The 16,316-nt window shown below is 67.1% G+C and carries 10 protein-coding genes; 4 read left to right on the forward strand and 6 right to left on the reverse strand.

Annotation, left to right across the window (positions count from 1 at the left end; genetic code table 11):
- Positions 1-37: 37 nt before the first annotated feature.
- Positions 38-253 (reverse strand): hypothetical protein, encoded by a 216-nt coding sequence (locus AB7O82_RS21390; RefSeq protein ID WP_428549380.1) that lies wholly within the window; start codon positions 251-253, stop codon positions 38-40.
- A 74-nt stretch (positions 254-327) separates the two neighbouring features.
- Here AB7O82_RS21390 and AB7O82_RS21395 point away from each other — a divergent pair, with 74 nt between their 5' ends.
- Positions 328-1,545 carry an FAD-dependent oxidoreductase gene (locus AB7O82_RS21395; protein WP_428549378.1) on the forward strand — a complete coding sequence of 406 codons (1,218 nt, stop codon included), beginning with the start codon at positions 328-330 and terminating at the stop codon, positions 1,543-1,545.
- Here AB7O82_RS21395 and AB7O82_RS21400 read toward each other — a convergent pair.
- Positions 1,542-2,381, reverse strand: a complete 840-nt coding sequence (locus tag AB7O82_RS21400; protein ID WP_428549376.1) for an AraC family transcriptional regulator — start codon at positions 2,379-2,381, stop codon at positions 1,542-1,544. The two genes, AB7O82_RS21395 and AB7O82_RS21400, sit on opposite strands and share 4 nt — an antisense overlap.
- A gap of 20 nt (positions 2,382-2,401) precedes the next feature.
- Between AB7O82_RS21400 and AB7O82_RS21405 the strand changes: the two genes are divergently transcribed.
- The gene (locus AB7O82_RS21405) at positions 2,402-2,839 is read left to right on the forward strand and encodes a DUF2000 family protein (protein WP_428549374.1); all 438 of its coding nucleotides are present in this window, start codon (positions 2,402-2,404) and stop codon (positions 2,837-2,839) included.
- Here AB7O82_RS21405 and AB7O82_RS21410 read toward each other — a convergent pair.
- From AB7O82_RS21410 to AB7O82_RS21425, 4 genes are all read right to left on the reverse strand, one after another.
- Complete coding sequence (locus AB7O82_RS21410) at positions 2,823-4,052, reverse strand: MFS transporter (protein ID WP_428549372.1); 1,230 nt, start codon at positions 4,050-4,052, stop codon at positions 2,823-2,825. The genes AB7O82_RS21405 and AB7O82_RS21410 overlap by 17 nt on opposite strands.
- 11 nt (positions 4,053-4,063) lie before the next feature.
- Positions 4,064-4,426, reverse strand: a complete 363-nt coding sequence (locus AB7O82_RS21415; protein WP_428549370.1) for a nuclear transport factor 2 family protein — start codon at positions 4,424-4,426, stop codon at positions 4,064-4,066.
- 89 nt (positions 4,427-4,515) lie between these two features.
- Complete coding sequence (locus tag AB7O82_RS21420) at positions 4,516-4,989, reverse strand: SRPBCC family protein (protein ID WP_428549368.1); 474 nt, start codon at positions 4,987-4,989, stop codon at positions 4,516-4,518.
- Positions 4,970-5,350, reverse strand: a complete 381-nt coding sequence (locus AB7O82_RS21425) for an ArsR/SmtB family transcription factor (RefSeq protein WP_428549366.1) — start codon at positions 5,348-5,350, stop codon at positions 4,970-4,972. The genes AB7O82_RS21420 and AB7O82_RS21425 overlap by 20 nt, the downstream gene beginning before the upstream one ends.
- Before the next feature lie 536 nt (positions 5,351-5,886).
- Between AB7O82_RS21425 and AB7O82_RS21430 the strand changes: the two genes are divergently transcribed.
- On the forward strand, positions 5,887-13,977 hold the full coding sequence (locus AB7O82_RS21430) for a DUF4214 domain-containing protein (RefSeq protein WP_428620122.1): 8,091 nt from the start codon (positions 5,887-5,889) through the stop codon (positions 13,975-13,977).
- A 134-nt stretch (positions 13,978-14,111) separates the two neighbouring features.
- Positions 14,112-16,271, forward strand: coding sequence for a beta strand repeat-containing protein (locus tag AB7O82_RS21435; RefSeq protein WP_428620124.1), 2,160 nt, complete (start codon positions 14,112-14,114; stop codon positions 16,269-16,271).
- The last annotated feature ends 45 nt before the right edge of the window (positions 16,272-16,316 follow it).

Here is a 16,316-nt window from a genome sequence, read left to right on the forward strand (position 1 = left end):
TCGGTCTACCTCTTCTGCAGCCCCGACAGCGATTACGTCAGCGGCCAGTGCCTGGTGGTGAACGGCGGGCTGTAAGCGACAGGCGACTTGCGATTGCAGCCGGAGAGGCGACCGACAGGTCGCCTCTTTTTTTGCCTGGTGCGGCCTGGGTCAACGGTGGAGCCTTCGCGGATGCTTCGATGCTGTCCCAAAGTGTCGAGATAAGATCGAGCTTTTCCTCGACCGTGGCGAGATCAGCTGGATTGACGCCCATGACATAGTTCCCTGTGTCTCGGAGAAGCTATGCCACCCCAGATCGCCCGTCGCTTGGCATGGTAGACTGAATTTGTGACCGCTGCTCTACAGATCGCCGTTGTCGGCTGCGGCGTCGCCGGGCAGGCGGCGGCGACCTTGCTGGCCGATGCCGGCCATGCCGTCACGGTCTTCGAGCGCTTCGCCGAGCCGCGGCCGATCGGGGCCGGCCTGCTGTTGCAGCCAACGGGTCTCGCCGTCCTGCGTGCGCTCGGCCTCGCCGACCAGGCCATGGCGCGCGGCGCGCGCGTCGATGGACTGGAAGGCAGGACGCATCGCGGTCGGGCCGTGCTCGAACTCGCCTATGCCGACCTGCATCCCAAGGCGCACGGTCTCGGCATCCTGCGCAGCGTGCTGTTCGAGCTCCTGCATCAGCGCCTGCATCGCTCGTCGGCGCGCCTGCTGGTCGGCAGCGAGATCGTCGACGTGGTGCGGCAGGGCGCAACCGCCTCCGTCATGGCTGCAAACGGTGAAACGCACGTCCCGTTCGATCTGGTCGTCGTCGCCGATGGCGCCCATTCGGCGCTGCGCCAGCGCCTGATGCCGGCGGCTCGCGCCCCGCTCTATCCCTGGGGCTGCGTCTGGACGACGGTGCCGGACCTGGCCGGCATCGGTACCGGGCGCCTGTTGCGCCAGCGCGTGCGCGGCACCACCGAGATGATGGGGCTGTTGCCGGTCGGCGACGGCCAGTTGACGATGTACTGGAGCGTGCCGGTCGATCAGCTCGCGCCCGGCCGGCCGATCGATCTGGCGGCATGGCGCCGGACCGCCGCGGCGTTGTGGCCCGAAGCGGCTCGCATCGTCGATCACGCGGCGGCCGCCGACGCGTTCTCGCGCGCAACCTATCGCCATGTGGCGCTGCCGCGCTGGCACGACGGACCGGTCGTGTTCATCGGCGACGCCGCGCATGGCACCAGCCCGCAGCTCGGCCAGGGCGCCAATCTCGGCCTGCTCGATGCGCATGCCCTGGCGTCCGCGATCGGCGAGACCGGCGAGCTCACGTCGGCGCTGGCTCTGTTCGGACGGCGTCGCGACGGGCCGGTGCGCTTCTACCGCCAGGCCAGCCATCTGCTGACGCCGTTCTTCCAGTCGCACTCCGGTGCACTCGGGCTGCTGCGCGACGCCTTCATGGGCATGTCCTGCCACCTGCCGGGGATGCGTGGACTGATGGGCTCGACCCTCGCCGGCACGCGGCGCGGCTGGCTGTCGTCGGTCGCTCTCGATGACGACGGGCGCTATCGCCTCGACGGCTAGGCAACCCGTGACAGCGCCGCCCAGCGGCCCGGCGTCAGGCCGAAGCGGGCGACGAAGTGCCGGGTGAGATGGCTCTGGTCGGCGAAGCCCGTCGCCGCCGCCGTCTCCGACAATGGCGTGCCGGCGGCGATCAGTGTGCGTGCCCGGGCCAGGCGTCGCCCGACCTGGAAGCGATGCGGCGAGGTGCCGGAGGCGAGCCGGAAGTGCCGCGCCAGGGCAAAGCGATCGAGGCCTGTGATCCTCTCCAGCTCTTCGGAAGCGACCGTGCGGTGCGCCTCGGCGGCGAGGAACTCGCGGGCCCGCGCCACGGCGCGGCGGGCGGTCGGCGCCGTGCGCCGGACCCTGGTGCAATCGTCGCCGCGCGTCGCCAGCCGGTCGGCCAGGCGCTCGACCACGGCATCGGCGGCCAGCGGCTCGAGCGCCTTGGGGAAATCGGCGAAAGCCTCGGCGAGCAAGCCGGCCAGCATCGGATCCTCGGAGACCACCGCCGGCACGAAGGGCGGGCTGGCGCCGTCGAGCGCGACACTGACGGTGGCCGGGTCGACATAGAGCATGCGGTAGGCGAAGCCCTGGTCGACCCCGGCATGGCCGTCATGGCTCTCGTCGGGATGGATGATCATCACCTGGCCGCCGCGGCTGGTCTGCAGCGTGCCGCGATAGTGGAACGACTGCGCGCCCCACAGGGTCAGGCCGACGGCGTAGGTCTCGTGGCGGTGCAGATCGTAGGCATGCCCGCCGAAACGCGCCGCCAGGCGCTGCAGCCCGGCGTGCGGCTCGTCGAAGCGGATCTGGTCGGCGGCTTGCCTGACATTCCCTGGCCCGACTTTCCCTGGCATGCACGATCCTTCAAGACATCATGCCCACGATGCCCGATATGGGGGCGATGATCTACGATACCAAGACGGCGCTGATCCTGCGCCGCGACCTCGCCGCGTGGCAGATGGCCAATGTCGCGGCCTTCCTCGCCGGCGGCCTGACCGGCACGCATTCCCACATGATGGGCGAGCCTTATCGTGACCGGGACGGCCGCCCCTACAGTGCCCTCATCCGCGAACCGGTGTTCGTCTTCGGCGCCACGCTTGAGGAGCTGCGGCGCACCCACCAGCGGGCGCTGTCGCGCGAGCTCGTTCCGGCGATCTACATCGCCGACATGTTCAGGACCACCAACGATGTCGACAACCGCGCCGCCGTGGCGGCCGCCGACGCCGGTGCGCTCGACCTGGTGGGCCTCGGCGTGCATGGGCCGCGCAAGACGATCGACAAGGTGGTGAACAGCCTCAAGTTCCTGAGCTGACGGCGGTTTCCGAAGGGATGGGCGCGAGGCGCCGTGGCCGCATCAACACCACCGCCGTGGCGGCGAGGTTCAGGCCCATGCACAGCACCAGCGGCGCGCCGTAGCCGCCGGTGGCGTCGCGCAGCACGCCGAGCAGGCCGGGGCCGAAGGCGTAGAGAATCTGCACCACGGCGGTCGACAGGGCGACGATGGCCGGAAACTCGGCCGCCGGGTACTCGCGCTGGATGATCAGCGGGGACAGCGTGATGTTGTTGCCGACGGAGAAGCCGTAGATAGCGCAGGCGCCATAGACCACCAGCGGCGCCTCGGCCTGCGCCAGAACAGCGATGGCGGCGACCTGTATCAGGAAGCAGAGGGCGGAGGCGCGCCTGGGGTCGAGCCGATCGATGACGAAGCCCAGGACGACGCGGCCGACCAGCGCGGCGACGGCGTTGACCGCCACGGCGAGGCCCGCGTCGACGGCGGCGCCGGCCGAGGCGCGCCCGCTGATCAGCGGGATCAGGTGGGTGAGGAAGCCGACCTGCGAGGTGAGCACGAAGGCGAACGGCGCCGAGATGGTCCAGAAATGCCAGCGTCGCATCGACGCCAGCGTATGGCGCCGCGTTGCCGCGACGTGCGGCAGCAGAGGTCCGCGGCGCACGAACAGGACGACGAGAGCGGTGGCGAGAACCAGCCCGCTGACGACCAGCAGCCGCTCGGCGTCGGCGAAGCCCAGCAGGGGAATCAGCGCGAGCAGCGCCGGCGCCACGACCAGGCCGGCCACGGTGGCGCCGCTCAGCGCCAGGTTGAGCGCCAGCCCGCGTCGTCGGTCGAACCATTGGCCGATCGTGGCGGCGATCGGGGCCACGCTGGTCGCGTTCCAGCCCGGGGCCATCAGGGCGTAGAGCACGACCAGCTGCCACGGCGCGGTGATCGCCGGCAGCAGCAGCAGGGGGAGACCGGTGATCGCGAGTCCGCCCAGGAACACGAGCTGCGGGCCGAAGCGCCCGATCGCCTGGGCGATGCGCGGCAGGAGCAGGGCGCCCAGCACGTAGTGGCCGGTCACGACCGACGAGATCAGGCCGGTCGACCAGCCGTGCACCTTCTGCAACTCGACCAGGTAGATGCCGTGGGCGTAGAAGCCGAAGCCCCAGGCGAACACGGCCGAGACGAAGCAGGCCAAGACGACGCGCCAAGCCCTCGGCGTCGAATCGACGCCTGGAGTCAGCGACACGGCTATGATGCTCAGAAGCGGCTGACGTGCGCCGACACGCAGCGCCAGCCTTCGGGCCTGAGCTGCCAGTCGTCGGTGTAGCGACCCGCTCCGGTCGAGCCGTCCGGCTTCCGGTAGGTCGTGCGCGCATGGATGATGGCGAAGTCGCCGAGCAGGCGGATCTTCACGTCGTGCTCGCGGATGTCCTTGACCGGCGAGCCGCGCCCGATCTGCGCCAGGAAGGCGGCGCGATCGATCAAGGTGCCGTCCGGATTGGTGTTGAGGAAGTCGTCGGCGAGATGGGCGTCGAACCATGTCACGTCGGCTTCCTCGACCGAACGGATGTAGTTGCGGTTGAGGTCGCGCAGGGTGTCGAGATGGGCTGAGGGGGTCATGTCGGATGTCCTCGATGATGCTGTTCGACCGTCGTCGCGAGCGCAGCGCCTGCCCTGACAGCGCAGTCGTCACTCTCGATGGCGGATCCTCAGGGGCGGGATACGTAGTCGACGAGCTGGTCGAGCGAGACGCCCCAGCCTTCCTCGTGCGACTGACAGGCGGCGGCAGTAGCGAAATCCTCCTGCCGGAAGGTCACCCGGGTCTTGGCGCCCGCCTCGGCGAACGCGGCGGTGACGAGGGTGGGACGAGTGAGCGTGCCGTTGGCGCGTACCCAGGCATGCGTGAACGCGAGGCGCTCGGGCTCGCGGATTTCGCGGTACACGCCGACCTCGGTCTGCACTGAGCCGGTGTCGTCGGCGCGGATGGTCATGCGCCAGGCGCCGCCCTCGCGCAGATCGAGCTTGCACGACATCATGGTGAAGCCGCGCGGCACCCACCAGTGGCGCATGCGGTCCGGTTCGACGAAAGAGCGGAACACCAGGTCGCGCGGTGCGGCGAGCAGGCGGGTCAGGGTGAAGTCGCGAGCCGCGAGCGCGAGGGGATCACTTGCCCTTGCCGGCACGGGAGCCTGCCTTTCTGGCGCGTCGCTTGGCGTGCGCCTGTTCGGTTTGCAGATAGCTCTCCAGGCGATCGAGGCGATGCTCCCAGAACTGCCGGTAGGTGGCCACCCAGTCCGCGACCTGCCGCAACGGCGCCGCCTCCAGCCGGCAGGGCCGGCGTTGTGCCTCGCGGCCGCGGGCGATCAGGCCGGCGCGTTCCAGCACTTTCAGGTGCTTGGAGATCGCGGGCAGGGTCATGTCGAACGGGCGGGCCAGTTCCCCGACCGGGATGTCGCCCCGGGTCAGGCGGGCCAGGATGGCCCGTCGCGTCGGATCGGCGAGCGCAGCGAGGGTGGTGCTCAGGGGATCGGGTATCGCAGTCATGGAGGTTGGACTTTATTAACCAGTGGGTGAAATAAGGTCGGCACGACTCGGCTGTCAAGAGCGCGCTTCTGGACGCCGGGGAGGTGGCTGGAAGCCGGGCTGGCGCCGAACAGCCGTCGAATGACGACGCTCGTAGAAGGTCCCGCCCCTTCTCCTCGAAGCATCGGACAACAGGGCATGGAGAACTGGTCAACGTGTCGGGGATCGCACCATCACAGAACTGTTCTCAGTTCCTTTTCCATTGCCTCGAATACCGTGCTCCAGTCCCCCCCGAGTCGCCTGCCTGAAAAGGCGCAGGCTCGGATACCAAGGACTGTCATTTCTTCCCAGCATCCAACGCCACTCGGGCGACGCGCTCCTGTTAAAGCGCATTCATTTTGCGTATAGTCGACGGCGACGGGCTCAATTGGGGTGGCTTGGGGACTAGTGCAGAGTTGGTCGATCCGTGCGTCGAGGGACCCGCGGGGGAGTTGGCTCCTGCCCAGCTGAGCAGTTCAAGCGAGTTTGGAGCTGTAAGCTGAGGAGTGGCTGTAGCCATGGCATACCCGATCGACACGGCGCAGGAGATGATTGGTCAGCTGTACGTTGGCTATTTCGGTCGTGCGGCCGATCCTGTCGGCCTCGACTACTGGGTGACGCAGCTGAACGGCGGCATGTCGCTGGTGGCGATCGCGAACTCGTTCGCGGTTCAGCCGGAAGCGACGGCGCTGTACTCCTACCTGGCGGCGCCGACTGTCGGCGACCCGGTGGCGTTCATCACGGCGATCTACCAGGATCTGTTCAACCGCGGTCCTGACGCGGCGGGCCTGGCCTACTGGGTCAACCAGCTGACGGTGCAGGGCACGCCGCCGGGCCAGATGGTGCTGAACATCATCTCGGGCGCGCAGGGTTCCGACAAGACGACGATCGAGAACAAGACGCACGTCGCCGTCGACTACGCCCAGAAGTTCGTCGACAACAACGTGACCTGGATCGGCATCGACAACATCCAGGGCGCGCGCGACGTGGTGACGCCGGTCGACAACACGCAGGCCAGCGTCGATGCGGCGATCCTGCAGATCGACGGCATCATCAACCAGGAACTGACCAACCCGCAGAACATCCAGCTGACGCCCAACTTCACGAGCATCGTGTCGGGCGGCACGGTCGACATCACAGTGCAGGCCGACCCGTCGCAGGCCAACAAGTCGTTCCAGTTCAACATCACGGGCATCGACAGCTCGGAGGTCAAGGGCGGTGCGCTGTCGGGCACGGTGACCCTGGGCACCGACAGCAAGGCGGTGATCCATCTCGACACGGTGGTGACGGCGGAGAGCCTGAACACGGCGAACGACACGATCAAGGTGTCGGTGCCGGGCACGGTGCAGACGCTGTTCACCAACGTGACCCTGACCCACGGCGTGCAGACGGTGAGCCAGCCGGGTCCGGTGACCGAGGGCAACGCGTTCAGCTTCACGGTGTCGACGACCGGCATCGCGGCCGGCTCGGCCAACGGCCTGGTGCAGACCTACACGATCACGGGCCCCGGCCTGGCGCACATCCCGGTGGCGGAGCGCTCGGGCACGGTGACGCTCGACGCCAACGGCACCGCGACGGTGACGGTGAACACGCTGGCCACCCTGGCCGACGTCGGCACGACGACGGTGACGGTCGCGGTCGGCAACGACGCGCCGGTCGACGTCGTGATCAACGAGACGGCGGTGCAGACCGTGACGGCGAGCGCCGGGACGATCCCGGAAGGCGGCTCGGTCGTGTTCACGATCAAGACGACGGGTGTCGCCGGGTCTGCGGTGGCGGGCCAGGTCGAGAATTGGACGCTGAGCGGGGCGGCGTCGGACCAGATCAACGGTCCGCTGTCGGGCACGATCACCCTGGACGAGAACGGCACGGCGACGGTGACGGTGTCGACGCTGGTCAATGAGCTGAATGGCGTTCCGTTGCGCGACCTGGTGTTCACGGTGCTGAGCGGCGCGGTGCCGACGGCGTCGACGACGATCGACGTCAGCCAGGGCACGCAGGTGACGACCAACACCGGGCCGGTGAACGAGGGCTCGGCGTTCAGCTTCACGGTGACGACGTCGGGCGTTGCGCCGGGCTCGGTCGAGGGCCGGATCGAGAGCTACACGCTGAGCGGCGCCGGGATCGATCACATCCCGGTGGCGGAGCGCTCGGGCACGGTAGTGCTCGACGCCAACGGCCATGCCGCGGTGACGGTGCACACGCTGGCCGACCTCGGCCCGCTCGGCCCGGATCCGGTGACCATCCAGGTCGGCAACAACGCGCCGATCACGGTGAACATCGAGGACACGGCGTTCCAGACGGTGACGGTGGATGCCACGAGCATCAACCAGGGCCAGAGCGTGACCTTCACGGTCAACACGTTCGGCGTGCCGGCGGGGGCGCTGGCCGGAACGCAGCAGACCTGGACGCTGAGCGGCACCGGCACCAACCAGGTGACGGGCGGCGTGCTGAGCGGCGTGGTGACGCTCGACGCCAACAACAGCGCGGTGGTGACGGTCGGGACGGACTTCTCGATCATCAACGGCCCGCTGACGCAGAATCTGGTGTTCAACCTGGATAGCGGCGGCTCGACGGTGTCGTCGCCGACCGTGACGATCCACGAGTCGACGCTGACGGTGACGCCGCCGGCGCTGCCGATCGTCGAAGGCAACCAGGTCACCTACACGATCACCGGAACGAACATCCCGAACGGCACGACCTTCACCTACACGCTGTCGGGCGACGCGATCGGCAACGTTGTGCCGGCCTCGCAGATCAACGGCACGGTGACGATCAACAACAACAACGCGACGGTGGTCATCAACACCCTGTCGAACGATCCAAGCGGCCTGACCAAGGGGCTGACGCTGACGATCGACCAGGTGCCGACGGCAACCGGCACGGCGCTGATCGCCGAGACGGCGCCGCTGTCGTTCATCTTGACGACGGGCACCGACAATTTCGTCGGCAATCCAGCGGGCGAAAACACCTTCTTCGCGGTGGCGAACTCGAACTTCTTCGCTCCGAGCAGCACGCTGGGACAGAACGACAATCTCAATGGCGGCAGCGCCATCGCCGGCCGTCCCAACACGCTATTCCTGCAGACGACGGGACTGTTACCGCAGTTGATCAACGCCTTCACGACCACCGACATCCAGGTCTTCAGCATCAATGCCGGCCAGGACGGCGATGGCACGACGATCGACATGTCGAGCGTGTTTGGCCTGCAGAAGGTGGTCAACGCCAACTCGAGCGGCCACCTGACGCTCTTGAACGTCACCTCCGAGATCGATCTCGAGCTGCTGCACCCGTCGGACATCCTGGGCAAGAACGTCGACCTGATCGTCCAGTACCAGAACAATCCGGCCAAGCCCGCGACGCAGACCCTGACGCTCGACCCGACGGTGAGCCCGCTCACCGCCCTGCCAATCGCGCGCTTCTGGGTCAACGTGCCCCAGGTGACGATCACCTCGGCCGGCCCGCCGATCAACGGGCTGATGTCGATCAACGGCGCGGCCGGGCCGTTCGCGGCCACCGCGCTGACGACCCTGACGATGCTGGGCGGCACTGACTTCATCGCCGGCGTCGACGGCTCGGGCCAGGTGGCGACGGCGTTCACCGGGGCGGAGGTGGGCGCGGCCGGCAACCTGCTCGATCTCGCCGCCTTCGGCGGCATCTACTTCAACGTCGGCGATCCGGGCGACTTCGCCGGCATCACTTCCGTGGGCGGCCTGACGATCAGGTCGGGCCCCGGCGGCATCCAGGGCATCTACGTGCCCGGGCCGGGCGCCACCGGGGCGGTGCAGGTCGGCGGCGGCATTGCCGTGGGCGGCAACCTGGCGCTCAACATCGGCGACGGCAAGATCAGCGATCAGTCGATGACGATCGGCGGCAGCCTCACCGCGCTCGGTAATCCGTTCGGCGCGGCGGCCGGCGGCCTGCTTACCAGCACGGTGACCACCCTGGGCGGCTCGCAGACCTACGACGGCTTCAACGGCGGGCTGAGCGGCATGCTCGTCACCAACGGCGGTTCCCTGAACATCGGCTCGCCCGGCCGGGTCAACGGGACGATCGACGTGGCGATCAGCACCGGCACCGGGGCCGCGGTCGTGTTCGGCGGCGACGGCGACGTGACGCTCGACTTCTCCGGCGCCGGCACCACCGGCTTTCATCGGGCGCTGGCCGGGCCCGGCTCGACCGACCGCTTCTACGGCGGCAGCGGTGTCAACACGCTGATCTTCGATCCGATGATCAACAACGTGAACGGCGGGCCCAACGGCATGGGCCAGGCAACCGGCGTTCAGAACATTGTCCTGCAATCACCGGCTGGCACCCCGTGGGACGGCACGGCAGGCGGCGCGCCCGGCAACCTGCCGACCAACACGGTCGACCTCGGCCGGCTGAACCTGAACGCCGCCCTGACCGGCCCGAATCCGGGGTTTCCGCAGACCATCCGCATCGACGGGCCGCTCGGCCCGACCGGCCAGACCTTCATGGGCGCGGTATCGAACGACGTGTTCGTGCTCGACAACAACGGCACGGCGGTCAAGGGCGGCAGCATGCAGGGCCAGGTCATGGCCTTCGACTTCATCCAGGCCACGGCGAGCAACGCGATGAGCCTGGTCGTCGACAACGTCAACCAGCAGGACGGTGCCCCGGCGCTGGTGCTGCGCGACTTCGACGCCCTGTCGGCGGAAGCTGCCGACCAGGATCCGATCACGACGTTGAACCTCACGCTCAATCGCAATGCCGGCTTTCCGCAGGTCTCCGAGACCATCACGCTCGACAATCTGAACCGGCTGACCACGCTCGAGCTGGCAGGCACGGCCAACAACTTCGACGACGACCAAGGGGCGACCGGCCTGTTCATCGATCCGGTCGGCGGCGGCGGAACGCTGACGACGATCACTGGCGGCAACGCCAACGTCAACATCGCCTTCCTGGCTTTCGACTACCTGAGCAAGCAGGGCGGCAGCATCGTGCTGGGCAACGGCGCCAACACGATCGGGGCGTTCGCCGGCGACTGGGAGATTACCTTCGGCAAGGTGCCGGGCGGCGGCACGGCGGAGGACAGCGGCAACAGCCTCGTCTACCTGATCCCCGACCTCGGCAGCCGGCATACGGTGCGGGCGGGCGGCGGCCACGACACGTTCGTCATCGGCCGGATCTTCGCCTCGCCGCTCCAGCCCGACGGCGGCGTGGTCGACATCACCGCCGGCCCCGGCGAGGACTGGTTCGTCTTCGACCAGTCGGGGCCGTTTCCGTCGATCACCTCGGCGCAGAAGCTTGACGGCGGCGTCGACCGCGACCGCATCCTGCTGGTCGACGGGGCGCTGAACGAAAACGATTCGCTGTTCGGCCAGGTCACCAGCGTCGAGGAGCTGCAGCTGGCCGTCGGCAAGTTCGACAACAGCCTGCTGCTGAACTTCTTCGCCAACCAGTCCGGCCTCGACACGATCTTCACGACCGGTGGCGGCTCGAGCAACGTGTTCTTCGAGGGCACCGGCTTCACCAACGCCGTGACTTACCGCATCGCCACCGGCGACACCGGCGGCGACGCCGTCATCGTTGCGGCCCTGCCGACCGGCAGCAACGCCATCACGGTGCGCAGCTCCGTGACCGGCTTCGACACCGCCTTCGAATCCGGCCTGCTGACCAAGGCGATCAACCCGGGCACCGGCCTCGAGACGCCGTCCGGCATCTTCGCCAACCCGTTCGCCGCCAACACCCTCGAGCTGGTGGCCGACGGCACGACCGCCAACGTGTTCGGCAATGGCACGTTCGGCGTGCACGACGTGCAGCGCATCGTCGGGGTTTCGGGCGGATCGTCGGCGGCGCAGACGGTGTGGCTGGTCAACGACCCGGCCCTCTTCACCAGCACCACGACGATCGATCTCGGCGCCGTCGAGGGACCGACGACGGCGTACGGCGTCGGCAGCTCGCTGGCCCTGTCGATCACCGGCGGCCAGGGGGCGACCAACCTGCAGGGCGGCTTCGCAGGAGACACCATCGTCGCCAAGGGCACCGGGCCCGGGCTGGGCAGCAACTTCCTGTGGGGGGCCGGCGGCGGCGACGTCGTGACCGGCGTGGCCGGCGGCGCCGGCAACGATGTCGGAACCACCTTCCTGATCGATTCGCAGTTCGAATCGCCCGGCGGCCCGCAGCAGGGGCCGGCCGGGATCGACCTCACGATCACCAACTTCCACAGCGACACCGACACGGTGCTGATCAATCCCGGCGCGCTGGCGCTGGGCGACATCCCGGTGTTCATCGGCACGGCGGCGGACTATCTCGGTGCGCTCGCCCTGCTCGCGGGCGGCGGAGCGGCTCAGACGCAGGCGGTGTTCCAGGCCGACATCGGCGGGACCTGGGTGGATGCCGACAACAACGGGTTGCTGAACAGCCTCGACATCCTGTGGTTCAACCTGCCGGGCTTCGCCAGCCCGGGCTACCAGCCGGGCTCGACCAACTTCGGCAACCTGCTCGGCCTGTTCACCGGCGCTGAGGTGACGGCCTACATCGATTCGAAGCTCAATCCCGAGAGCGACCTCGTGGTCTCGGACACCCTGCAGCCCGGGCAGTTCCTGTTCGGCGGCGGGCCGGGCATCGGCGACAAGCTGACGCTCGACGGCGGCAACGTCGCCGACGGCGTGCTGATCGGCTTCGAGAGTCTCGAGTTCGCCGACGGCAAGGTGGGGACCCTGTCGGTCAAGCAGTGGAACACCTTCAACCTGGTGCCGGGGGCGATCACCGGCCCCGGCATCAACACTGCCCGCTTCCTCGACGGGTTCGGCTTCGTCAGTACCGGCATGATCACCGTGGCGGCGATCGAGAACTACGACTTCTCGGCCCTGAGCGAGGGCATCCTGATGTCGACGCGCGCCTTCTTCGGCATGGGCAATCCGCAGGGACCGGGCACGGCGACCGGCACGGCGTTCGACGACACGTTCAACGTCACCGATCTCGAGCTCAAGGCCGGCTTCACGATCGACGGCGGCGGCGGCGACGATACGATCAACGTCGACGCGGTCCTGACCTTCGGCAATTCGTTCACCCAGAACCCTGCATACCCGGCGGCCGGTTCCGGCCAGACCAACGCGGTGGTGCTGAACGTCGAGAACCTGAGCCTGCTCGACGGCTTCAACACCGTCGGCTTCAATCCTGGCACTCAGTTCGTCAACGTGATCGGCGGGGCGTTCAACGACCTCATCATCAATCCGCAAAACCTCGATCCGGGCTGGTTCCTGGATGTGATGGGCAATGCCGGATTGGCCTTCCCCTTCGAGAACGTCATCCAGGTGACCGGGCAGGCGAACAACCTCAGCCTGGGTACGATCCAGGCGACGGGCGGCACCGTGTCCCTGAACATCGGCACTCCCCTCCCGACGAATCCGTCGAACACGACGATGACGTTTCAGCAGTACCAGCTGTTCCAGTCGTCGATCTTCAACATCTTCCTGACGGGCGGGTCGACCTTCGCCAACACCACGATCTCGTTCGTCGATTCGGTGACCGGCGCCGCGCTGCTCGACAGCAGCGTCGGCAACTGGGTGTTCTCGTCGGCCGATGACACCTTCACGGTGTCGCCGGACGATGGCGCCCTCAAGCAGAACATCAATATCGCCTCGGGCGGCGACGATACCCTGGTGTTCGGCACCGGCGTCTTCTCGGGGGACCTGGTTGGCGCCGGCGCCGACGATTCCGTCGTGTTCCTGGCCGAACCCACCGACATCAAGGGCGTCAACGGCGGCGGGGCGACAGGCGCGGGGGTCGCGATCTTCAACGACACGCCGTCCAGCGTCACGATGACGGTGGAGCAGCACAACGGCTTCGGCGCGCCGTTCAATACCACCGGGGGCACGCAGACCATCACGCTCGCGACATCGGGCACGGCGACCGGCGACGGCGGGATCGAGCATTATGTGCTGGCGAACGGGGACGACACGTTCAAGGTCGCGCCGGACAGCGAGGCGTTCGAGCAGACCGTCGACGTCAGCTCGGGCGGTGTCGACGTCATCCAGTACGGCAGCCCGTTCAGCGGCAACCTGACCGGCGCCGAGGGCGACGACACCGTGCAATTCCTGGCGGGCGGCGGCGATGTCGACATCGCCGAGGTCAACGGCGGCGCCGAGACCGGGGCGGGCACGGCGAGCTTCGGCAACGCCGACATCACGGTCTCGATGACGCTCGAGCAGCACAACGGGTTCGAGCCGCCGTTCATCGACACGGACGGCACGCAGACCATCGTGCTCACGACGGTGGGTGTCGTCATTGGCGACGCCGGCATCGAGAACTACGTGGTGATAGGCGACGGCGACTACACGTTCGTGCTCGCCAAGGACAATGACGGGCTGGTGGGCGGCAGCCAGAACCTCGACCTGGTCGATCCAGATGTCTTCGACGATACCGTCGTGTTCGGCCCCGGCACTTTCTCGGGTATGCTGGCGAATGCCGGCAAGGGCGACCTCGTGAAGTTCAGCGGAGGTGCGACCGACATCTCGGGCCTGAATGGCGGCAAGGCGACCGGCGCGGAGCATCTCGGCTTCAACGGCGGCGACCCCTCGGCGACGCTCGTCGACGCCACGCTGACGGTGGCTCAGCACAACGCCTTCACCCACCCTTCCTGACCACGGCGGGCATCCAGACCATCACGCTTGCGACCGACGGCACTATTACCGGTGACATCGGCATCGAGCAGTACGTCCTGGGCGAGGACAAGACGAACGCTAACCTGTTCACGGTCGGCGTCCTTGGCCAGAGCGTGACCGGCCGGTCCGATGACGACACGGTCGTCTATTCCTTCGGCGGCCCGTCGGGCGTCCTGCTGGGCGGCACCAACAACGCCGCGGGCGACACGCTGATCCTCCAGGCGGCCAACAACGAGTTGGCCACGGGCAGCGGCGAGTTCGAGAACCTGACCTTTGCGGCGGCCGGCAGCTCGATCCTGAGGATGGACAATGCAGCCCACACGGGCTTCACCGGCAACATCTTGGCACCTGGGACCAACGACACGATCATCCTGACAACGGCTATCAATGGTTCCGGACTGGCAAACATCGAGAACTACCAGCTCATTTCGAGTACCGGTACCAACTTCTTCATCTTCACCGATTCCCAGACGGGAACGGTGAGCGGTGCCGACAACCGCGCCGATAACTTTATGGCGACGGCATCTCAGGTCGCCAATGTCTCCCTGCTATACGGTGGCGCCGGCACGAATACCGGCAATTTGATCATCACGACCGACGCGGCGGGGCTGGATCTCGCGACCAGGACCAAGAATATCAACTTGATCCAGCTCTCGGTCGGGGCATCGGCCAACGTGATCGGTGCCAACAATTTCGGCGGCAACCAGGTCAGCGTGATTGCGGCCGCGGACACTATCTATACGATGGGTTTCGGCGGCTTTCAGTCCTACCAAGGCGCTGTCGGACGGGACGATGTCACCTTCACGATGCCAACCGGCGCCTACCAGCTCGGGCCCGGTAACGACATCCTGAGATCGAAGGCCAGTGGCGCCATCACCGCTGTTCTCATGGACGGCGGCGACGGCTTCGACACCCTGTCGCTGACCAACGATGACGACCTCTCGGGCGCGATGGGAGTGTCCAACTTCGAGGACCTGCAGTTGGCCAACAACGCCTCGGTCACGATGACTGCGACGCAGTACAACCAGTTCACGACCAACTCGGCGGCGCCGGGAGCCAACACCATCACCATCGTGCCGAACGCGGGGGTCGGCTTCTCGGGTACGACCTTCGCCGACGTCGAGAACTACATTCTCAACGGCGATGCCCCCACCCACGCCTACAAGATCGCTGGCAGCAACCAGACGATAACCGACTATCAAACGACGGACATCCTGAATACCGCCGACATTGCCGGCGGCCTGGAGAATGTCACTTTGATTGCCACTGCTGGTGTTCGGTACACGGTGACCGACAAGGGTGGCGGCATCAATCACACCTTCGTCTTGGGACCGGGCGTGGACAGCGTGGAATTTGGCGGCGGTCATAGCGGCGTCGACATCAATCTTGGAGAAGGCATCAACACTGTCCTCGTGAAGGGCGCGCTCTCGGGCACGCTGCATGGCCTCTCCATCGTGGGCACCGTTGACCAATTGTTTCTCGGGGACACCGCAGATCTCACTGGTCTCACGATCGTCGACTACGAGATACTCGTCGTCGTTGGCGGCGCGACTGTCACGATGTCGTCGGAAATCTGGGACGAATACGTTGGCACCAATGGCAAGTCCACATTCCAGCACACTGTCCTCGGCACTCCGGGCGGCAGCCACATTGTCGTCCTGACCAGCACCGCAGAAGGCCAAACGACGGCCTTCACTGACGGCTTCTTCCCGATCGCGGGCTACAAATTGGCGAGCGCGGGAGACGACTTTTTCCGCGTCAACAACGTCAGCACGAGCGCGAGCAGCCAGGTCACGGTCGACCTGTCCGGTGGCGGCTCCGACTCGATCGTGCTGAACGATGGGCCAAGTGCAACGCTCAATGGGCAAGACGTGCGCACGACGCTCACCAACTTCACGGTGGGCGCGAGCGGCGATGTCGTGCAGATCCAGCTGAACGGTGCTTCGCTCTCGAGCGGGGCGTTCCAGGGCATCGCGGCGGCGGATACCAACATCGCCGCAGGTACGACGACGGTCGTCTACAACTCCGGCCTGGCGATGCTGAGCAGCACGTGGTCCGAGGCTGATGCGCGGACGGCTCTCGAAAGCGCATTGGGCGCGGGCACGGTTGCCGATGAGCAAGTCCTGACTGTGGCGGCAGCCTTTGCTGGCGGCACCTACATCATGGCCGTGCAGGTCAAGAGCGACGACACGTTTGCGAATGCCAATATCGATCTCGTCGGCGCGCTGTCGAACACGAGCGTCAACGGCTTGACCTTCGACAATTTCAGCTGACGTTGGAGGCGGGATCGTCGGGGGCCGCAAGGTGGAACGGCGGGC

This window comes from Reyranella sp., from assembly GCF_050185545.1.
Classification (GTDB): domain Bacteria; phylum Pseudomonadota; class Alphaproteobacteria; order Reyranellales; family Reyranellaceae; genus Reyranella.

Excerpts from the sequence above, each read along its gene's own strand:
- AB7O82_RS21390 (WP_428549380.1), bottom strand. The coding sequence starts at position 253 with ATGGGCGTCAATCCAGCTGATCTCGCCACGGTCGAGGAAAAGCTCGAT.
- AB7O82_RS21400 (WP_428549376.1), bottom strand. The coding sequence starts at position 2,381 with ATGCCAGGGAAAGTCGGGCCAGGGAATGTCAGGCAAGCCGCCGACCAG.
- AB7O82_RS21405 (WP_428549374.1), top strand. The coding sequence starts at position 2,402 with ATGCCCACGATGCCCGATATGGGGGCGATGATCTACGATACCAAGACG.
- AB7O82_RS21415 (WP_428549370.1), bottom strand. The coding sequence starts at position 4,426 with ATGACCCCCTCAGCCCATCTCGACACCCTGCGCGACCTCAACCGCAAC.
- AB7O82_RS21425 (WP_428549366.1), bottom strand. The coding sequence starts at position 5,350 with ATGACTGCGATACCCGATCCCCTGAGCACCACCCTCGCTGCGCTCGCC.
- AB7O82_RS21430 (WP_428620122.1), top strand. The coding sequence starts at position 5,887 with ATGGCATACCCGATCGACACGGCGCAGGAGATGATTGGTCAGCTGTAC.